The organism is Arthrobacter sp. efr-133-TYG-104, assembly GCF_030208915.1.
In the GTDB taxonomy this organism is placed as follows: domain Bacteria; phylum Actinomycetota; class Actinomycetes; order Actinomycetales; family Micrococcaceae; genus Arthrobacter.
The window spans coordinates 20,934-41,737 of sequence record NZ_JARVTA010000021.1; the positions used below are offsets into that span (position 1 = coordinate 20,934).

Here is a 20,804-nt window from a genome sequence, read left to right on the forward strand (position 1 = left end):
TGGACTGACTCTGAAGCGCCCGGGAGAGCGCATCCATAGTCCCGAAGCCTCTCATCCTTCCCCCTTGTCATCGCTGCGCCGCTTTGTACAGTTGATATACACGAGCCCAGCGTAATATCTTACGACGCGAAGACTGAATGAAGCGTTTATCCCACCAAGAGCTGGCAGCCCACGCCTCAGCGACACTGCGGGACTTTTGAATTACGCACGAACGGAAGGGCGAACCCGGCTATGTTCGGCGGTACAAAGGGAAGACAGTCGGGTCTGCTGCACGGATAGGTGACAGTGGTTAGTCACGCTGCCAGTGTGGCCTGCGTGTTCATGATGGACTCGTATTCGATCGGGGTCAAACGGCCGAGGGCGGCTTGGCGTCTGCGGCGATGGTAGGTGCGTTCGATCCAAGTCACGATCGCGATCCTCAAGTCCTCCCTGGTAGCCCAGAAACGCCGGTCCAGGACGTTCTTTTGAAGCAGAGCGAAGAACGATTCCATCGCTGCATTGTCCCCGCACGCCCCGACCCGGCCCATCGACCCGGTCATGCCATGACGATTCAGGGCATGGACGAGTTTCCTGCTCCGAAATTGAGACCCGCGATCGGTATGCAGAATGCAGCCGGCCACGTCACCGCGTCGGGCGACCGCACTGTTCAGTGCTGCCAAGGCCAGGCGGGACTTCATCCGTGAGTCGATCGAATAGCCGACAATCCTGTTGGAGTAAACATCCTTGACCGCGCACAGGTAGAGCTTGCCTTCGGCGGTGGCGTGCTCGGTGATGTCCGAGAGCCACAACTGGTTGGGACCCTCGGCGGTGAATTCGTGCCGGGTTCGGCCTTTGCTGTCGGTCACCGCGCACAGGTCATCGTGGACCGGAGGGCCAGCCTTCCTGGATTTGCCGCGTTTCTTCCCAAAGACCGACCACCAGCCGTTGTCCGCACAGATCCGCCACGCGGTCCGCTCAGACATCGGCTCACCCGAGGTGCGGGCTTCATCGACCAGGAATCGGTACCCGAACTCGGGGTCGTCCCGGTGGGCATCGAACAAAGCATTGGCCCGGTAGGCCTGTTCGTACTCGGCATCGGTAACCGGGGTGGCCAGCCAGCGGTAGTAAGGCTGGCGGGCGATCTTCAACACCCGGCACGTCACCGTGACGGGAATACCATCAGCGGCAAGGTCTTGGACGAGCGGGTAGCTCATTTTCCCGGCAGATGAGCCTGGGAGAAATATGCCGCTGCCCGGCGCAGAACCTCAACCTCCTGCTCCAACGTCCTGATCCGCCGCTTCGCGGCCGCGAGTTCCGCGGCTTGCTCACCCGTGATCCCCGGACGGTTCCCCGCCTCAACCTCGGCCTTCTTCATCCACCCGTACAACGTCGTGAAATGGACCCCGAAATCCTTGGCGATCTGGGCCAGCTCAACCCCGGGCTCGCGATTCAACGCGACCCGGACAACATCATCGCGGAATTCCTTCGGGTACGGCTTGGTCATAGTAGACATCCTCCCAGCCCAGTCCCGTTGACTAGGCACAACAGATGTCACCTATCCGTGCAGCAGACCCGTCCTCGTGACGGGGGTGGGCCGAGGCCTTGGGCGGGCCATCGCTGAGAATGTGTTGGCTGAAGGCGGAATTGTGTATGGAACAAGTCGCGACCAAAAGACCGCGATCGCCATCGCTAATCGGTACAAAACCGTTCCAATCGTAACGGACATGCGTGACACCGTCTCTCCACAGCTGATGGGGTCAAGTGCGTGATCGCTGCCAGCGGTCAGGTCCATATGCTCGTCAATAACGCGGGCGCCAATGCTCCTCGGCCTGCGCTGGAAGTCAGCGAGGACGAGTGGGACTTCGTCCTCGAAACAAACCTGAAGGGAATGTTCTTCGTAACCCAGGCCCTTGCCCGGCACTGGATAGAGAGGAAGGTCCTGGAACCCTCGTTAATTTGGCATCGCAAGCCGGACTTGCGGCAATCGAGGAGCGCGCAGCTTATGGTTCAAGCAAGGCGGCGGCGATCCACCTCACGAAACTTTCCGCATTGGAGTGGGCCAAGCACGGCATCCGGGTCAATGCCGTAGCCCCGACCTTTGTCCGGACGGAACTCACGGCCAGCACTCTCGAGCGCCCAGAGTGGTCCGCAGAACTTTTGAGCCGAATCACCCTCGGCAGGTTCGGCGAGCCAGAGGAAGTGGCGCGCGCGGTTACCTACCTGCTGAGTGACGCTGCCTCCCTCGTGACAGGCCACACCCTCGTCGCCGACGGGGGATATACAATCCGCTGATTGTCCACCGCGAACGATGCCGAAATAGGCAGAATAGGTCGCTAGAACATCGGCAGCCATCCCAGCTCAGCTCGGCTACTTCTTGTCAATGACGAATGCCGGGGGTGGCCGTACCGAGGCCCTTGCGTTCGCAGTTGGCCTTTGGACTTTCGGTTCGGCGGTGATGGCGTTGATCCCCGGCCGCGGGCATGCCCGGTCCGAGACAGGAATGCTGATTCTGACAGGAGGTGGGTGAAGATGCCACTACCCGGGCCGCCCACTCTGGACGGGGGAAGATGGCCGCGCCATCGGCCGTCGCAGGTGGTGGAGGGTTGTACCTGGTCCGCCACGGGAGCGCTCGACGGTGTGGCCGTGTCGGTGATGATCGAAAACTCAGCCGCCCGTTTCAAACGATTGGGTGGGCGGTCACTGTGGAAGATTGGGCGCTTATTCGGTGGTTGCATCTTCAGAGATTGGCGTAGATGTGCTGGGAGCGGTCTCATCGCTTCGGCCAGTCGATCGCGCAGATTCTCAGCTACGCGGTTTCCTGCCAGGTGTACGAGGATGATGAAGCGTGGTCCGTTCGACCAGTGTGGCGATGGAAGAGCGGCCTCCCTTTCCAATGATTGAGTCCCCTCCCCAATGCCTTGGTACTAATCTAGCGATCGCTTCTGCAGGCCTGTTCCGGATCATGACCATGTCCGGGAATCGCTTGGTCCGGTGTTCTTTCCGACGACGCGGGCGGCGACCGGTCCGTCCGCTGCGCTGGCATCCGCCCAGCGTCCTCGGCGATCTGCTTCACCAGCTGGTCCGAGGACAGCACCTGGCGCGCTGCTTCCTCACGGAAAGCCGCATCATATTTTCTTCTGCCCATGGTCATCTGAAGTGATGCTTCCATCAAGCTGTCTCAGAAAACCATACGGCCGCACCCGACCACACGTTTAGGCAAAGAGGGCGTTGAACGATGCGAGACACTTAGCGGAAAGGCTCGGATGACTTCCGCGATGATTTCTTGTCCGTCAAACTTCCGGTAGATCGACCCTTACCAGGCGCGAGCGATCCCAAGTCGCCAGCACTATGAGTGTCTTCGTCCCCGCGACGAAGCCTGTTCGACGAATAGCATTAACGACTCCTTTGAGATGCTCGACGTTACGTACGCGAAATCGCACCAGGCCATCCGGGTCACCAGCTATGGTGTAGCACTGCTGAATCTCGGGCACTTGCCTGGCAAGCTCTTCAAGCTCTCGGTTGTCGCTCCCGCTGTTCAATCGAATCTCAGTGAAGGCATCTATTTCACCTAAGGCACCCTCGTCAACGATCGCGCTGTATCCCAGAATGACGCCAGTATTCTCCAATCGCTCCATTCTCCGGGAAACGGGAGCAGCGGACAGCCCGACCCGCCTAGCGATGTCTGAGACAGGCATCCGTCCATTGTTCCGCAACAATTCCACAATCTGCCGGTCGATGTCGTCCATGACTCCCTCATTGCTCTACTCCAAACGATCCCTCCGACCGCGGGCGGATTATCCGTCTCGCCCGCCTCGGAACTGCCCAAAAGGTCACTCTTGAGCGAGCATGAATCATGCCGTATTAAGCAGCATACGTTCCCAATACAGGGACGCAAAGGTTACATAGTCTGCGACTAGAGCAGATCTCACGCGTGAATATTCCTCTCATCCTCTCTGATTGAGATGCTTGCATGGCACCTGGTGAACAAGGCCGCCAATCAAGTGGCGTGTCGCCCCCAGATTCGAACGGAAAGGCCTCTTACCGTGCCATGCCATCGCAGGAGAAGCACCATCTGTCCTGAACCCGTCCACACCTGGACAGTCACCCGTTTGGAAGTGGCCGAAGCATGAGCGACACCGAAGTCGACGCTCTGGTTCGCCGGTATTACCTGCTCGTAGACGCTGGCGACATCGAAGGTCTACTTGCGCTCTTTACCGAGGACGCCGTGTACGAACGCCAAGGCAGCCAAAAAATGAACGGAAAAGAGCAAATGCGGCTCTTCTACCAGTCTCAGCGGGTAATCGAATCAGGCAAGCATTCGCTGGAAGCGGTCGTCCCCGGCGACACATGGGTGGCAGTACGCGGTGTATTTCGCGGAACTCTCAAAGACGGGGAACGCGTTAATGTCCCATTTACAGACTGGTACAAATTCAACGGCCTCAGAATCGCTCATCGGCAAACGCTTTTTCCAGCCAGAACTATCTAGTTGAAAGGAACAAAGATGTCACAGCTTAGATCAGAATATGACTCCCTGTTCACCGGCGAACAAGTTATCATCTGCAGCGATGAAAGCCTTGGCCTGAGAGCGGTGATCGCAATTGACAATACCAACCGTGGACCGGGGTTCGGCGGAGTAAGGCTCCGTTCGTACCCAAGCCAGCGGGAAGGCATTGTCGAAGCGCAACGCCTTGCGCGGGCGATGACGCTTAAGAATGCTGTCGCAGGAATTCCCTACGGAGGAGCCAAGTCCATTATCTTCGCAGATGAGTGGCGAGACCGCGGGGCAGTGATGCGTAGGTTTGGGGAGTTCGTTCATCGTCTCGGAGGCGCATACATGCCTGGGGTCGATATGGGCACCACAACGGAAGACCTCAAGTTGATGCGGGCTGGAGGCGCAGTTGTTGCTTGCAGTGAAATCGATCCCTCCGGCTGGACTGCACAAGGCGTAGATGCTGCTATTGCAGGCGCCGTCCGGTTCACATACGGCACCTCGTCCATGCAGGGTCTCAAAGTGCTTATACAGGGCGTTGGCCATGTCGGAGCAAAGCTCGCCTCCTCGCTCATCGGACGGGGGGCAGACGTTTTCATCAGCGACATTAACCCAGAGGTAGCTCAAGTCGTATCCAACGCCACAGGCGCAAGGATTGTCGATCCCGATAAAGTCATAGGATACGACTGCGACATATATGCGCCGTGCGCATCGGCCAAGACAATCAATGACGATTCCGTCGAGCAACTCCAGTGCAGGATCGTTGCAGGCGCGGCCAACGATCCTCTCGCCCATGAGGCGATCGCCGTCCGTCTCCAAGAGCGGGGAATTATCTACGTCCCGGACTTTGTCAGCAGCGCCGGCGGAGTGATTCACGTGCATTGTGACCTGGAAGGACTGGGCAATGATGCCACCTTCACAGAGATCAGCAAGATTGAAGGACGGGTCACAGCCATTCTGCGAGAGGCAAAGAGAAACAACAAGGCTCCTCTGGAGGAGGCTCTCAATCTCGCACGGAAGGCAATCAAAAACCGAGAACCCGGCAGCACGTCCCTTTGAAAACAACAAGCCTTCTCGTGATAGCGCCCAACCCAAAATAGAGCCGTCCTACCATCTGGGATAGTACGCTCCGAGATGCCGAAGGCAAGGAACGCAGCTTCGCCGTCTCCAACCCCGCCGAGCCAGACCGCGGCAGTGCAGTTGGCCTCGCCTCCGGCGCCCCAGCCGCTCATCGACGAGGCCTCTGGCACACTCCTTCATGTCGGCAGCTCACAGATGCCTTTGGTGCAATTCGCCTGCTGACCGTCAGGCCATCTCCCAACAGCTTGGTCGTGCTGGCGGCAGCGATCGCAGGCGACCGGCCAGCGTATGGGCTCGTGTGACCTACTAACTGTCGTCAGTCCCGACGGGTTGGGTGCGCTTAGCGATTCCGACGTCTTAACTTCACTCCGTTACGGTGCGTTGGCTATTGCGGCGGCGTGCGTCTCAACGAACGGTTCGAACAGGTCGTTCGGGGTGCAGTACATGATGTCGCAGCGCGGTGAAGTGAACTGGTCCCCGAAAGTTGGACGGGCCAATTGAGAGCCCAAGCCGCAAGGGCCTGAGCACGATATTGCACCGGGCTCAGACCCTTGAGCTTTCTTGAGATTCTGACGGTGCTGTACCAATGGACGTGTCGTGCAGCGCTGTTTCCAGTGCGTCAGTCTTCCGGAAGCGGACGTGATGGAAGAGCTCTTCCTTGAGGTGTTCGAAGAATTTTTCCATCACCGCGTTGTCGTAGCATTGCCCTTGAGTGACATGGACTGCACGCGTCGACACGCGCGATAAGAGCCCGCCAGAAGGCGTGCTGGTCCTGAAACCCTGGTCTGAATGCACGAGTGGCTGCTGCCCGGGTTCAAGGCATGTGAGGGCCGACCGCAGGGAGGAGGTGTCAGTCAGCTCAAAGGTTCGGGGAGTCCCCAATGGTATAGGAAATGATTTTGCCGGTCGAAAAGATCCATGACCGGTGAGAGGTTAAGTTCCCGGTCGCCGACGGCGAACTCGGTCACATCTGTCACCCACTTTTGATTTGGGGAATCCGGCCTCGAACTCCTGCTTGAGTTCGTTCGGAGCAATCCTGCCTTGTTCGCCCTGGTAGGACTTGTAACGCTTCTTCCGTCGGACCTTGCAAACGAGGCGCAGAGCACGCATCAGCGCCAACACGGTCTTCTTCGCGACCGACCACCCTGCTTCAGCAGTTCAGTATTAATCCGCCGATGCCCGTACAGGGCAAGATTGGCCTAGAAAATCTCCCTGACCGCGGCCTTTAGTGCTTCTTGCGGATCGGGGGCCTTGAATCGACTCTGGTGATCGAAGTACGGGGACCGTGGACCGTGCAAGCCCTGCGACATCAGAAGCACATCCAGTCGATGTTCGGCCCTTGTGACCGATGACAGCACGGACCCGCAGCGCCGTTCCTCGTCCCTGTACTGCTGCGCCCATTTCTCCATCAACCTCGGAGATGACAAATAGTTCCTTAGCCAACGCGACCTTGCTCTTGCCAGAAAGGTAACGTCGCATAGCCTCACGTTTGAACTTGAAGGAAAACAATGGCTTGGTTGGCTTGGTCACCAGTGCCGTACCTCCACGAACCCGCAATCGCTCGTGCAGCCGGACGAATCGGTCCTTTGTTCACCCCGAGCCGAGCTGCCACTGCCTTTTTATCCCCACCCAGCATCAAACAAAGAGACCGCCGCCTGGCATTGCTCCTCGGATAACAGACTGTCCCCAGGCAAAAAATGCTCCCAAAAAGTCGGAACTGAAATTCTCGGTCCAACTTTCCGGGAGCAGTTCATGTTGGGGGGCCCCGGACCGCTTCCTCTCGCTCATGATAAACGAGAACTACATATCGGCTGTACTGTCCCGTCAGGTTGGTGACAGGGAATTGATTTCAGTCACAGGTGGACTTCCGTGTGTTGTGCGGTGCTTGTCGGCAGCAAAACGCAAACCAGGAGGTACTCGTGTCCATCCGTGACGCGACGTTTAGACCGTGGTTATATCAATCGTGTGAGCCATGCATGAGTGTCAGAGACAGCCCCCATTTGGATGCTCAAGAGTTGCTCACGGATCGCCATCGTCGTCTCCCCTGCAAGGGCGTTCTCGTGGCCGATGGTTTCGAATGTGTCCCTGAGAAGGCCGATCGGTGTGATCACGGCCGCCGTCCCACATGCGAAAACCTCCGTGATCTGCCCGGATTCCACACCGTCGCGCCATTCGTCCAAGGTGATCTGCCGCTCGACGACTTTGAGGCCCATGTCTTTGGCTACTTGCATGACCGACATCCGGGTGACACCTTCAAGAATGGTACCGGTCAGCCCCGGGGTGGCGAGCGAGCCGTCCATCATCACAAAGAACAAATTCATACCACCCAGTTCTTCAATTGCGTTGTCGTTGAAGGGGTCTAGGAAGAGAACCTGATTACATCCGTTGGCTTCCGCTTCTTGCTGGGCTACGAGCGATGCAGCATAGTTCCCTCCACATTTGGCTGCTCCGGTTCCGCCGCGACCGGCCCGGGCATATTCGCGGGAGATCCAGATCGAAATGGGCTTCACTTCGCCACCGAAGTAGTTGCCTGCCGGCGAGGCGATTACACGGAACGAGAACTCGCGGGCAGGGCGGACGCCCAGGAAGGCTTCCGTGGCGATCATGAAGGGCCTCAGGTAAAGCGCCTGGCCGTCACCAGCCGGGACCCAATCCCTGTCGGCACGGACAAGCTCACGGATGGCTCCAAGGAAGTACGCCGGCGGAAGTTCGGGCAACGCGAGACGGCGGGCGGACCGGTTTAGGCGGGCCGCATTGGCTTCTGGGCGGAAGGTCCAGATCGATCCGTCTGAATGGCGGTAGGCCTTGAGTCCTTCGAAGATTTCTTGGCCGTAATGCAGCACCGCAGCTGACGGGTCCAGGTAAATGGGCCCATACGGTTCGATGCGAGCATGCGCCCAACCGCCTGTGCCCGTCGCATCAACTTTGTAGTCGATGACGGCGGTGTGGTCGGTGAAATAGTCACCGAATCCAGGATTCGCCAGGATCAACGCACGCTCTTGATCAGGGACCCTGCGGTGGGAGAGTCGCTGTTTAAATTCGACGCCATGGGCAGTCTGGGTCATGGTTTCTCCACATTCGGTCTTGTATTCAGCGGTGCATTTCACGGCAGCATTAAGTTGTTCGAGAAGAGCGCGCACCTGGTTCGGAATGTCGGTCTCCGATGAAGGCTCCCGACGGGGCGGCTCATACTTTTTTGATATAAGTAAGCCCCGGCATGGCGCACTGCCATATGAAGCCAATGGCTACGGCAGTTCACCGAAACTCAGCAATGACGGACGCCAGGTTACTAGCGGTCGGTCAGGGTCCGTCTGAGGCGCGTACGCCAGGGCGAGGGTGCCTATATTGGCGAGGTTGCTTTTGAGAGGCCCCAACTTTCCATTCCGCGACTAAACGGAGGCTGATTCTTGCACGTGTAACAATGAGAGAACCTATTTCGTAGCTGCCCATATACGCTTAAAAAATCTCGGCGTCTCCAAATAGGGGGCGTGTCTCCTGAGCTGCCAGCCCGATGCTGATCGCCCGGAGGACCGCTCCGCCGCGGTAGGAGAGGGCGGGTTTGTCGTAGCGGTTGCCAGGGCTCGCCATTGCTTGAAGGTGGTGAGGTGTCATTCGGCGTTGCGCCCTTGTAGTCCTCTTTGTCGAACGCAGGGGGTCTGCCACCGGTGATTCGTCCGCGTCTCTTCCGGTGACCAATCTGTTGATGACGACGGGATGACGGCCACGAAGTTGCGGACGCGAAGGCGGGTTCGGATGGCCCGGGCCGACTAGGCGTTGTCGCCGCGAACATGGTCTGGGCGGGTACACGGGCTGCCCCGAACTGCACCGGTACACATAATAATTGAACTGATTCAATCACGTGACCACAACGTGCGGACGTTCAAACCCGAGATCCAGGCAACCCTCGGCCCAATCCAAATGCACCACGGCCCAAAGTAGAAATTGGTGCTGCCCTCGATAATCTTACTTTCGGGGGCAGCACCAACTACAAACACTACGATTCAACAATGGCTAGGTATTCGCCTTTTTTTCCGCGAGGTAACTGTTGTCTCCAACCTTTTCCGCTCGGCGTCCGACTGTTAGCAGTATCACAATCCCAACAATCATCACTGCCGCTATAAGCAACAGGGCAAGGGTATAACTTCCTGTTTGGTCCTTGATGAGTCCCGTAATGTACGGACCAACCAGTCCACTTGTATTGCTCACCGAGTTAATCAGCGCAATCCCCGCTGCCGCACCGGCCCCACTCAGGGCAATGGCTGGAATGCGCCAAAATTGAGCGAACGCAGAATACATCCCTGCAACACTGACGCATACGGCAACGATGAAGAGAGCGCCATTTTGGGCGAGGGTGGCAGAGACCAAGCCGATGACTCCAATGACCATGGGCACGGTGGTCGCAAACACTGCCGATCGTCGGGCGCCCACACGCCCCCAAACAATCATCGCCAAAAGGGCGACGTAATATGGAATTGCTGCCAACAAAACCCCCGAAACATCACCGGGTTTCGCTCCGAAGGTGTTATTAAGAGTATCGATCATAGTCGGAAGGAAAAAGGCCAAGGGGTAGAGGCCGAAGACGACTGCGAAAAAGGCAGAGGCTAACGCCCAGATTCTTCCGCTGGTTAGCGCTTGGCGCACGCCCGTAAGGGCGCCATGGGCAGTGTGCTCCACTCTCTCCGCTTCCAAGCTTGCTTCAAGAAAGGCTCGCTCTTCAGAAGAAAGCCACTTTGCTTTGCTGGGCCCGTCAGGGAGAAACGCCAGGACTACGATTCCTATGACAATCGTCAGCGCCCCCTCAACGATGAACAAAGAACGCCACCCTGCTATCCCCAGCAGACCTTGCCCCCAGGTGAGCAGAGTTGCTGCCATGGGAGAGCCCACGATACTACCAATGGGAATCATCAAGAAAAAAGTTGACATTGCCCAAGCACGAGCCCTTTTGGGATACCAATACGTCAAGTACAGGATAATCCCCGCCGAAAGTCCGGCTTCCGCTATGCCGAGAACAATACGCGCAATCAGGAGTTGGGTTGTAGATTCAATAAATCCAGTTACAACAGTGACAAGTCCCCAGCTGATGATTATCCGGGAGATCCAGACGCGTGCGCCGAATCTCTGCAGCATCATGTTGCTTGGGACCTCCATCAAGATGTAGCCGATGAAGAAAAGGCTACCTGCAAGCCCAAAGGCAGTGGCCGTCAGGCCGAGATCAGCGGACATGCTCTTGGCGACATATCCAAGGTTGGCCCGATCGACATAACTAACGACGAACGCTAGGCCGATAATAGGCATGATTCGGAAGCTTATCTTGCGCCACAGGCGGCGCTCAGTTTCGACACCCATGGTGGGAACCAACTGAGAGTTAGTCATGATGATTGCCTTTCTCTTGATCGTCGGCACTGGGCGACATGGCGTTCTTGACTCGCTCCCGGCGAATGCTCGCCGTTTCGTCTTGAAGGACCGAGGAGCCACTTTGGTCTACGACCACCCCGTAATCGCGAAGGGCACCATCAGGCGTGATCTTGCCGTCGAGAAGATCTTCGAGCACCAGGTCGGTTTCACGCTCGAGGGGATCACCATATCCGCCGCCTGATGCAGTGATATGACGATGTGTATCACCTTCATAAATGGTCAGGAAGGGCTTCGTGTCGAGAACCCGTTCCTGATCAGTATCTCGGTTGAGAAGATTAAGTGAAGGCTCACCCGTTAGTCCCCCCTTGAGACCGTAGGGGCGTGAGGTGCGGCGATCTGAACGGATCTGCATAGTTGCTTCGGAACACAGAAGCGTCATGTCTCTGACCACGGACAAGCCACCACGGAATCGTCCTGGGCCCGCCGAGTCGGGGAGGAATCCGTAGGCATCGATGCGCACGTGGCCAGACGATTCGAGTTCCTCGACCGGAATGTTCGCCATGTTGGCACCCAATGGACTAATACCATCGTTGCCGTCACCAGAGCGGGTGGCACCCCACGAACCCATCATGAAGTCCCAAAGAACGACCTGCGATCCGTCCGGTTCGGTGATTCCAAGAGCCACGGACCCGGGTCCCCCATCACCTGCTGCTGGGACGTGCTTTGGAAGCGCAGGCGCCAGAGCGCCAAGGACAAGATCGATGATTCGATAGGCGACGAGCCCACGTGCGCCTCGTGCTGCGGGACGCTGAGCATTCAAGATTGAGGCTTCAGGAATAGTGAAGCTAAAGGGTCGGTAGAACCCGCTGTTGGCTGGGACATCTGACCCGAGTGCTCCTTGGAGAGAGGCATACGAAGCGGATCGGGTAAACGACGAGGTTGCGTTCAATGCGGAGGCGACCTGAGGTGAAGACCCTGTGAAGTCGAAGTGGATATCCGTCCCCTTGATGGTGATCTCGACCTTGAAGGGGATCGGGCCTGATCCCAGCCCATCCTCGTCAATCTGATCTTCGAAGGAGTAGATGCCGTCGGGAGCGTGCTCCAGGGCATTTCGCACGAGCGCCTCTGAGTAGTCGAGCAATTCATCGAGGAGAGCGCGGTATTCGACGATGCCATAGCGCGCTGCGAGGTCTTTCATTCCGGTTCCACCGGCATGGCACGCAGCTAGCTGTGATTCAAGGTCCCCTCGCAACATGCCGGGCTCGCGTACGTTTCTCAAAATGAGGCTATAAAAGGTCTCATTGACGACGCCGGCATCGACCAGACGCGAGGGGGGAATCTGAATGCCTTCCGCGAAGATGCTCGTGGACTGCGAAGCCATGGAGCCGGCAACCCACCCTCCCACATCGCTGTGGTTCACGACGGTCACGACATAACCCAGTAGTTCGCTCTCGTAGAAAACGGGCGAGATAATGAAAATGTCAGGCAGATGCATGCCACCTAGACTGGGATCGTTCAAAATGTAGACGTCGCCCTCGTTGATCTCGCCACCGAATGCTGCTAAGACAGCTTCCATTGCGTCAGGGATTGAACCGAGATGAACTGGACATGTGTTTGCCTGCGCAATTGTTTGCCCGCTGGCATCGCATAGGGCGGCGGAGAAGTCCATGCTCGAGGCCACGATTTGCGAGTGGGCTGTTCGGAGGATTGTGATCGCGAGTTCGTCGGCTAGGCCTGCAACTGCGTTACGAAAGACCTCGAATGTCGCAGCGTCGCGAAGAAGCGATGTATTCATTCTGCTACCCCATTAATGTCCCAGTTGATAATGATGTTGTTGTATTTGTCGAGATGTGCCACGGCTCCAGGGGGAACAAGTGTCGTCGAGTCCATGTCTTCCACGACCAGAGGACCTGCCTTTGGCTTCATTCCAAGGTGTGCCCTGCGAATGACTGGAGTCTCGATTTCAGTGTCGAAACGGCACAGCCGTGTCTCCACCGCGTTGGCCTCCATGAGCGGAAGAGCGAGCGCCTGATCGATACTCACAGGATTGGGAATCGAAATGCGGACGCGGACGTTGACGATTTCCACGAGCTCATCCCCGCTTTTCCGACCGTAGGTCTTCAAGTGCTCCGCGTGGAAACGAGCGAAGGATTCAGCTAGAGTATTTGCGTCGATCTGTCCCTCGGGCATCGGGATCCTCAGCTCGAAGCGCTGGCCCCTGTATCGCATATCGAGAAGGCGTTCGATTTTAGTATCAGCCGACTCCGATGAGCCCAGACCATCAAAAGCCTCCGCCTCGAGGGTCTCAAACTGGTGAATCAACGCCGTCAGGTCTTGCAGTTGCGAGGTGTAAGGGGCGACAACCTGGTACTCCGTGTCGGCCACCAGCAGTCCCAGGCTGCTGAATAGTCCGGTATGGACAGGGACGATCACTGTATTGATTCCCAGTTCACGCGCAAGCGAAGCGCCGTAAAGGGGCCCCGCCCCACCGAATGCCACCATGACAGAATCACGAGGATCCCGGCCGCGTTCACTGGTGACAGCCTTCACAGCGGAGGTCATGTTGGAGACGGCGATTTCGTATGCACCCCTGGCAGCCTCAAGCACCTCTTTGTTGACTTCCCTCGCAACTGGTTCCAATGCGCGGACGGCAAGATCAGGGGAAATCTCAACGCGCCCACCAGCTATAGATTCAGGGTTCAAGTAGCCCAGCACGACGTTGGCATCCGTCAGCGTGGGTTGTGCCCCTCCATTTCCGTAGCAAGCAGGTCCTGGACGTGAGCCGGCGCTCTGAGGACCAACCTTCATCGCACCCGCAGCATCTACGTTGATGATGCTGCCGCCCCCGGCGCCGACTTCGGCGATGTCGATAGAAGGAACCCGAATGGTGTAACCCGCGCCCTTACCCATGCTACGAGTGATGTTCATCCCTCCGCCCACTTCATAGTCACTTGCTACAAACGGGCGGCCGTTCTCGATGAGAGACGCCTTCGCAGTGGTTCCACCCATGTCAAACGCGACTACGTTGTCAAGCTGGAGCAATTGAGCAAGCTTCTGGACAGCAATAACACCGGCAGCTGGTCCTGATTCTATGATCTGTACCGGCTTTTCAGAGACGGCTTGCGCATCAAGCAGTCCTCCCGAGGACTGCATGATTGAAAAGGGTGCTGTAATTTCCTGATTTCTGAGGCTATCACTCAGTTCATTGATGTAGACGTGGACAAGAGGTCCGACGTAAGAGTTGACTGCTGCGGTGCTAGTTCGTTCGAACTCTCCCTGCTCCGGCGAGATGTCCACGGAGGCCGTGACATACAGGGAGGGCAGCATTCCCCGCAACTTGTCCGCCACCATGCGCTCCTCTTCAGGGGACACATGGGAATTAATGAGGCACACGGCCACCGATTCGATGCCATCCTCGACGAGTTGCTTGGCGAGAGCCTCCAACTCCGCACCCTCGATGGCCTCCAGCACCGTGCCGTCTGAAGCGATCCGCTGAGAAAGCTCATGACGATTTCGACGCTTGACCAATGGGTCCGGCTTCTTCCAAGACAGATCGTAGAGGAGAGGCCGTCGCAGGCGACCGATTTCCAGCACGTCTCGGAACCCCTTGGTCGTAACGAGCGCGGTCTTGGCTCCCTGCCTCTCGAGAATGGCGTTCGTTGCGACGGTAGTTGCGTGCAGGACGCCAACAACTTCGGTGGCATGTGCGCTGGCAGCAGATAGCGCCTCAACTGCTCCGTTAATGACGCCTGTGCCGAAGTCTGGAGGAGTGGAAAGAACTTTCACCGGAACTACGCGGGCGTCCGGGCCCAACGCGATGATGTCGGTGAAGGTTCCCCCGATGTCAGCGGCAACAAGCCATCCACTGCGGTTCCCCGCAGGGGTCGTAATCGGCGAAGGCATAAGAGCTTCCTAACTGAAATGTAGATGGATGTGTTGAGGTACTGGGATACTTCCCAAGCGTGATCGACCTCACATAACCAAAGCCTAGCGGACCTGTGAGATATTACAAGGGTCTTTTGAAGATATTACTTCTTCGGCCGCCGCGGAGAGGTTTAGACGAACAGTTGTGGGATCGGCTATCCGTAGGAGCGGTTCGTCGACGATGCCTGCCCGTGGTTACTAAGAAGGTAGCGGGGGATGGGACGCAATAAAGTGCACGTCCTGGATGGGACGGGAGAGAGGACCCGGCTGTTGTGTGGTGCTTGAGAGCAAACAAAATCCAGGAGATCCTCGTGTACCGCCGTAACGCGTTATGGCGAAGCCTTCGCCGGGCACCTGAGCGGTTCAACGTGGCCGTCCCGACGGCCACCCGCTGGTCACCCAGGTACCGGGGTTCAGGTGAAGCGGGGCTGGAAGATCGCAAGAGCAGGCCAGCCATATGCCCCCATCGGGACCGCTTCGGGCCGACGCTATTGCGGCCTTGCCGCCCGCGGCGTGAGAATCGGCAGGGTCCTGACCCATAACGGCGCCTGCTACCGCTCCCACATTTTCGTCGCGGTCCTGGTCGGATTGGCTGCGCAGCATGAGGCAGGCGACCAGCTTTACTGACGTCTACTATCGACGCGACCTAGGTGAGATTAAGACGACGGAGAGGCAGTCTCGAAAGTGGAAAAGCTTTCTTTCGTTTAGATCATCCCTGATCCACATAATGAGCCCGTCCTTTGTCTTCTGCTCCACTGTTCCGACATAGTTCCGGTTCCCTGACGTTCGCATCGACACGACGTCCCCGGAGTCCAGTGCTGTCCATATCAGCAGAGGATGTTTCGCGCTGTCATCGCATCGCTGGTCTGCTTTTGCGTCATCTTCTTGCGTTTCCCTCAAGCGGCCATCAGTCGCTCCCAGAATCACACTTTCGTTCACATCAAATCGACTTCCCGGGTTTCGCCGTAGGCGACTTCGGGGCTGAGGGCGATCGTAAATGTTCTGCGGTCGACCCTGGTTACGACAATGCCACGATCAATTGCCTTCTCACGGAGTAGTGCGGCGGCCTGGTCCAGTTGTCGGTCTCGTTGAGCCGGGTGGGTGGCTGTGACAGTGATTGTTGAGGTGGCCGTGGGCATTGTCGTTCTCCTTTTCCTTCAAGTCAGCGGCGTGGTTCTGCGCACCACCTTTTAGGGCAGTTGGGGTTTGGGATAGTATTCTGTCGATTCGCATTGACTAGTTGCCTAGGGCAACTTACTGGCACCCCTGCGTATCGAGTTGGAAGGGGAGAGGCTCCAAGGAGCACATGCGCACTCTCTTTGTCCTTTTCCATCTAAGGTGACGCAGTTCCAACTTATTTGACGCATTCTCCGGCTTTTTCATTACAGTTGACGCTCTTCCCGCACCACGCCGCAACTGCATGAGGCCACGCCCTGCCCCCGGTGTTAGACGGCCCTAACCCGGCTCATCGTCGGAGGCTCAAGGTGACCGGCTTCCCGGTGAACGCTGCCGCAGGCTCCGGACTCCTCCGGCCGTCAGATTGTATGCTCGTTAATATCGAGCAACTTCCGGCCTGGCGGGCAGCGGGGCAGAGCAGATTAAAAACGCTGCCGGCGGGCGCGCCGGAGAGATCGCCCTGCCATCCGTTCATCGCAGCCCGCTCCCCCACCTTTCGATTGTCAGGCCCGGGGAAACGTCGATACCATTTACCGTTGCCGTGACAGAGCTGACGAGAAGGCGCTCGACGCCCCAGCAAAGTGTCCGTACATGAGCACCAACGGCCATCGGACGAGACAAAGAGTCATTCATGCCGGGTCTCTTCGGTTACTGGTTTGCTTAATCACTACCGATACAAAGGGGCCCCGGCATCTTCCTGCCGCACCACGCCGAGAAGTAAACGTCCCAACGACAGCGGCGCCCGCCTCAAAACGCTATAACCACTCTCGTCTGCGAAGGGCCGTTAATCCCAATCCTAGGCGACCAGCAGTCCGCCAAGCTCACAAGGCAGCCGACAGTCCAAGTCGGCCCGGGAAAGACTTTTCGTTAACCAAGTGGATCTCTTGGCTACCGAAAAAACCTTCCTTCCACGTCGTTAGATTTCTCTCGCAGAGAAATTAAGAAGAGAAGATTCCAATACGTCTAAACTAAAGCTTTTGGAGCAAACTCAGCCGCTCTCCCACGCGCATTATGTTCTCAGCGGTACCGCCATAGAGAATGCGCGCATATCCGCCGTTGCCGTAGAAGCGATCGCCCGAGGAACAGGGCACGCCGACATCAAGCAATGCCTCCTCTAGGGCGTGACCCTGGAGCCCAGTGGGGGTGAGGTCTGCATAGCAAAAGATCCCGGCTCGCGGCGTTACAACCTGAAATCCTGCGCCGCGGATCTCCGCCAACAGAAGATCTCGCCGCGAGCGAAACGAAACGAATTCGACGTCAAGCCAGTCACGAGGTCCAGTGAGTGCAGCCTCTGCGGCGATCTGGGGGATATCCCCGACGTTGATTGCGTCACATTCAAACGCAGGGTGAATCGCCTCCAGTATATCGCTGGGAGCATGAATATATCCTACTCGCCAGCTCGAAAAGGCATAGTTCTTGCTAAGGCTTGTGACAGTTATCAAACGGTTGTGGATGTCAGCCAGGGACATTTGCGGCGTGTAACCTGGACCGTCGTGGAAATAGTCCTCATAGGATTCATCTGAAAAGACATAGAGGTTATGCACTTTTGCAAACTTCAGCAATGCTGTCAGTTCTTCGCGAGTTGGAACATTTCCCGTCGGGTTGTTCGGATTGCAGATGATGATCGCACGAGTGGCAGGCGTGACCGCTGAAGAAAGTGCATCTATCGGTAAGGCCCATCCGTCACTGGGGTTCGTTTGAACATAAATTGGATGTGCACCCGCCATTTTCACGATAGCGTCAAAGAAGTAAGTGGGGGCGGGGACCAAGACTTCATCTCCGGGCGAGAGAATGCCTCTGAGCGCGATGCTCATACCGTGCTGAGCACCGTGAGTCACCAGTAGATCGGAGTCCTGATTTACGCTCAGGCCATGTCGCCGACGCAACTGGTCGGCAATCGCCGACTTCAATGCATAGCACCCGCGCGTCTGTCGTGGAAACACCTTACCGGCGGACCGAGCAACCGCATCGACCACATGGGGCGGCATGGGTAGCATCGGTACGCCTTGCATGGGTATCAGGTCCTCCCCCTTGTCCCTGCGCAAAGCAGTCCGCTCCCATAGTTCTAGCGTAGGCAACCGCTCGTACATCTCCAGCACTCCTTCGTCTCGGTGTTCTTTCGCCCCTCAGACAAGGCGTCCGCCTCGAATGAGTCAAGCTTAGTATATTTGGAGGCCGTTCGTAATATCTTTAGACACCGTAGAGCAAAAAGATGACCTCGGGTTCGGCATGGAGACGCGACGCGGGTAATGGGACCAGGGCAGGCGCATTGCCTGGACCGTCAAGAGGGGCGATGTTGAGCAAATTGAGCCCCGGTCATGTTCCGACTCCCTCTCTCGACTTCGACCATCGCGTCAACATTGGCCAGGAGGGGGCTCAACTCCTGGCAGATGCCCGGCGGTGTCCTGGCTGACCCCGGCCCAATAGTCCTAACCTCGCTCCCCTGAGTCGGTCAGACCCACCTCAGGGATCCTCGCCGAAGACGTCGGCAAGTACTTTCGAGGACGCCGCGCATCTGGCGTCCTTGGGACATTCCCTTGGTACCTGAAGACCCAGGACCAAAATGCGCGGCGGGCACGCCCCGCGCTAAAGGAAAAAGCGCGTCAATCGCGCCCTTGCCCAGACCAGCCGTCCCCGAATCCATCCACTGATGAATCCACCTGCGGATGCGGGGCCACATATAACCGTCACAAGATGCCCGGCGACTCTGAAGTGGACCCAGAAGTAGCCGACCTGCCGAGGCCATCCAAACCTGTCATAGTCACTCACGGGCGTTTATACAACGGGAGTGGAGGTAGCTGCGACTAGCGGTGCTCACAAACGGTGTAACCGCGTGCAATATCGGGGGCGGTTTCGACACTGTAGTCTCCAGGGCCGATTCGGGTCACCCTGATGCCATGGTCGAGTGCAAGGGCGACAGGGATGAGCCCTTCGACCGTAAGGTTCAACAGATCCTCGATCTTAGCTGCATCCGCGGTGGTAACGCGGCGTAAGGTGTGAGGCGTTTGAAACATGGTCTACCTAAATCTTGTTGCTTTACTGCTGTTCTGCTTTGTTTGCGTAGGTGAGGAGCTCTGGGAAGGGGGAAGCCTGACGCCAGCTCAGCTCTGCGCGAAGCCGGAAGGCTCCTCCCACGCCGTGAATACCCGTGCATGCCAGTTGAACAGGTATGGGTAAAAGCGGAAGCGATTGAGGACCACCGCTTGCACAGCAGTTGTCCGAGCAACTCAATTGTTCAACCGGAGCTCCTAACTCCGACGATCGTTCCATTCAGAGCCTCAGCTTGCGTATGGCCTGTGGGTCAATGCCTGCGCCCCGGCGGCGACAATTGGGGCACGATTCAGCGAAGCGATCGCCACGGAGGCGTTGTCGACGATTCGGTTAATGACCATATGGGTTACCTCCCGAGTCACCTCGACGGGGTCGGCTGCGACTTCCGCGATCTTATATGCGAGCTGGTCTTCGCGGGGGAGGTACTCTTCGCTCTTATAGACGCGAACCGTATTGGTAGTCGTCACGACTGTCCTTTCAGATGGGGTGGCAGGGGGTGGTGGATCCTGAGGAATTAGTTGCGGTACAGGAGCCGGGCTTCGCCCTGGCCGCCACCGCCGCACAAGGCCACGGCTGCGCGGCCTTTGCCTCTACGGTCGAGTTCGAGCGCCGTATGGACAGCGATCCGGGCTCCCGATGCTCCGATCGGGTGCCCGAGGGCAATCGCGCCGCCATTGATGTTGCATCGGTCGAGGGGCACGTTCAGTTCATCCAGTGACTGGAGGGCAACGGCACCAAAAGCTTCGTTTATCTCGATGAAGTCCAGGTCATCGACGGCCCACGAGGCCTTGGCCAATGCCGCGTGGATGGCCTCCGCGGGCCGTGCATGGAGCGAGTTGTCCGGCCCAGCCACCTGCCCGTAGGTTCCCACCACGGCAAGGACGTTCAGGCCCAGGCGTTCGGCGGTGGAGCACCTTGCGAGAATCAGTGCAGCCGCTCCCTCAGAGAGCGGGGAGGAGTTTCCGGCGGTTATCGAACCTCCGTCGACGAATGCGGGCCGGAGGTTCGCCAATGTCTCCGTGGACGTTTCCGGACGGATGCCTTCGTCCACTCGGACAACGACCGTGCTGTTCTTCCTAGTGCGTACCCTTACGGGCACAATCTCCTGAGACAGAACGCCATCGGCTACAGCTTTAGCTGCACGCTGGTGCGATGCGGCGGCAACTTCGTCCTGGCGTCCCCGGGTGATGCCCAATTGACTGTTGCCCCGTTCTGTGAGGGTTCCCATCGGGATGCCTTCGTGCGCGTCTGTCAGACCGTCGTGCGCGAGCGAATCCACGAGCGAGGATCCTCCGTAAGTCCATCCTTGCCGCGCCCCGGGCAGGATATGGGGGCTTTGGCTCATTGACTCCTGTCCGCCGGCGACCACAATATCAGCGTCTCCGCACCGGATCATTCGTGCAGCATCGATGAGGGCCCCGAGTCCGGAGAGGCAGACCTTGTTGATGGTGACCGCTGGCACGTTCCATCCAATGCCCGCTTTTATGGCCGTCTGCCGCGCCGGATTCTGGCCGGCCCCGGCCTGGACGACTTGGCCCATGATGACGGCGTCAATCATGTTCGGGTCGACGTGGCCCCTTTCCAGGGCTCCTGCAACGGCAATGGCCGGGGCGCTGAGGGGAGCAAGCTGTCCATTGATCCTCCCATGACGGGTCCGGGCACCACCAACGATGACTACGTCATCGCTAGTGGGAACGGGGAGTGAACTGCTATCTGCCATATGGGTATTCCTTTGGCGGGCAGCTTGGAG

13 protein-coding genes and 4 pseudogenes are annotated in these 20,804 nt (G+C 57.8%); 4 read left to right on the top strand and 13 right to left on the bottom strand.

Annotation, left to right across the window (positions count from 1 at the left end; all coding sequences use genetic code 11):
• Positions 1–293: 293 nt before the first annotated feature.
• Positions 294–1,483, bottom strand: a protein-coding gene (locus QRN04_RS14605; RefSeq protein WP_284976749.1) for an IS3 family transposase whose coding sequence is annotated in 2 segments (ribosomal slippage) — positions 294–1,196 and positions 1,199–1,483 — 1,188 coding nt in all. Because the reading frame shifts where the segments join, the coding sequence is not laid out codon by codon here.
• Between the two features lie 76 nt (positions 1,484–1,559).
• On the opposite strand from QRN04_RS14605, the gene QRN04_RS18185 reads away from it, so the two are divergent.
• A complete protein-coding gene (locus QRN04_RS18185; RefSeq protein ID WP_350224944.1) occupies positions 1,560–1,748 on the top strand; it encodes a Rossmann-fold NAD(P)-binding domain-containing protein in 189 nt (62 codons plus the stop codon).
• Positions 1,745–2,268 (top strand): annotated as a pseudogene (locus QRN04_RS14610) (SDR family NAD(P)-dependent oxidoreductase); the annotation flags it as partial. The gene QRN04_RS18185 and the pseudogene QRN04_RS14610, both read left to right, overlap by 4 nt.
• 449 nt (positions 2,269–2,717) lie before the next feature.
• Here the strand turns inward: QRN04_RS14610 and QRN04_RS18230 are convergent.
• Together QRN04_RS18230 and QRN04_RS14615 are read right to left on the bottom strand one after the other, a co-directional pair.
• Positions 2,718–3,015, bottom strand: a pseudogene (locus tag QRN04_RS18230) (transposase); the annotation flags it as partial.
• 254 nt (positions 3,016–3,269) lie between these two features.
• Positions 3,270–3,725 (bottom strand): Lrp/AsnC family transcriptional regulator, encoded by a 456-nt coding sequence (locus tag QRN04_RS14615; protein WP_284976751.1) that lies wholly within the window; start codon positions 3,723–3,725, stop codon positions 3,270–3,272.
• Between the two features lie 380 nt (positions 3,726–4,105).
• Here QRN04_RS14615 and QRN04_RS14620 point away from each other — a divergent pair, with 380 nt between their 5' ends.
• Both QRN04_RS14620 and QRN04_RS14625 read left to right on the top strand, forming a co-directional pair.
• Entirely contained in the window at positions 4,106–4,465 is a 360-nt protein-coding gene (locus QRN04_RS14620; RefSeq protein ID WP_284976752.1) for a nuclear transport factor 2 family protein, read from the top strand.
• Positions 4,466–4,480: 15 nt separating this feature from the next.
• Positions 4,481–5,527, top strand: a complete 1,047-nt coding sequence (locus QRN04_RS14625) for a Glu/Leu/Phe/Val dehydrogenase family protein (protein ID WP_284976753.1) — start codon at positions 4,481–4,483, stop codon at positions 5,525–5,527.
• 406 nt (positions 5,528–5,933) lie between these two features.
• Here the strand turns inward: QRN04_RS14625 and QRN04_RS18190 are convergent.
• From QRN04_RS18190 to QRN04_RS14675, 10 genes and pseudogenes are all read right to left on the bottom strand, one after another.
• Positions 5,934–6,134, bottom strand: a pseudogene (locus tag QRN04_RS18190) (hypothetical protein); the annotation flags it as partial.
• Between the two features lie 1,366 nt (positions 6,135–7,500).
• Positions 7,501–8,613 carry a branched-chain amino acid aminotransferase gene (locus QRN04_RS14630; RefSeq protein ID WP_284976754.1) on the bottom strand — a complete coding sequence of 371 codons (1,113 nt, stop codon included), beginning with the start codon at positions 8,611–8,613 and terminating at the stop codon, positions 7,501–7,503.
• A gap of 391 nt (positions 8,614–9,004) precedes the next feature.
• On the bottom strand, positions 9,005–9,160 hold the full coding sequence (locus QRN04_RS14635; RefSeq protein ID WP_284976755.1) for a hypothetical protein: 156 nt from the start codon (positions 9,158–9,160) through the stop codon (positions 9,005–9,007).
• A gap of 399 nt (positions 9,161–9,559) precedes the next feature.
• Positions 9,560–10,921 (bottom strand): MFS transporter, encoded by a 1,362-nt coding sequence (locus QRN04_RS14640; RefSeq protein WP_284976756.1) that lies wholly within the window; start codon positions 10,919–10,921, stop codon positions 9,560–9,562.
• Positions 10,914–12,698 (bottom strand): hydantoinase B/oxoprolinase family protein, encoded by a 1,785-nt coding sequence (locus QRN04_RS14645; RefSeq protein WP_284976757.1) that lies wholly within the window; start codon positions 12,696–12,698, stop codon positions 10,914–10,916. Before QRN04_RS14645 ends, QRN04_RS14640 begins: the two co-directional genes overlap by 8 nt.
• Positions 12,695–14,806, bottom strand: coding sequence for a hydantoinase/oxoprolinase family protein (locus tag QRN04_RS14650; protein WP_284976758.1), 2,112 nt, complete (start codon positions 14,804–14,806; stop codon positions 12,695–12,697). The genes QRN04_RS14645 and QRN04_RS14650 overlap by 4 nt, the downstream gene beginning before the upstream one ends.
• A gap of 956 nt (positions 14,807–15,762) precedes the next feature.
• Entirely contained in the window at positions 15,763–15,966 is a 204-nt protein-coding gene (locus QRN04_RS14660; RefSeq protein ID WP_284976759.1) for a hypothetical protein, read from the bottom strand.
• A 1,005-nt stretch (positions 15,967–16,971) separates the two neighbouring features.
• On the bottom strand, positions 16,972–18,015 hold the full coding sequence (locus QRN04_RS14665; protein ID WP_284976760.1) for a pyridoxal phosphate-dependent aminotransferase: 1,044 nt from the start codon (positions 18,013–18,015) through the stop codon (positions 16,972–16,974).
• A 1,278-nt stretch (positions 18,016–19,293) separates the two neighbouring features.
• Positions 19,294–19,521 (bottom strand): annotated as a pseudogene (locus tag QRN04_RS14670) (MmgE/PrpD family protein); the annotation flags it as partial.
• Between the two features lie 47 nt (positions 19,522–19,568).
• Positions 19,569–20,774: an acetyl-CoA C-acetyltransferase gene (locus QRN04_RS14675; protein ID WP_284976761.1), complete on the bottom strand. Its 1,206-nt coding sequence runs from the start codon at positions 20,772–20,774 to the stop codon at positions 19,569–19,571.
• Between the last annotated feature and the right edge of the window lie 30 nt (positions 20,775–20,804).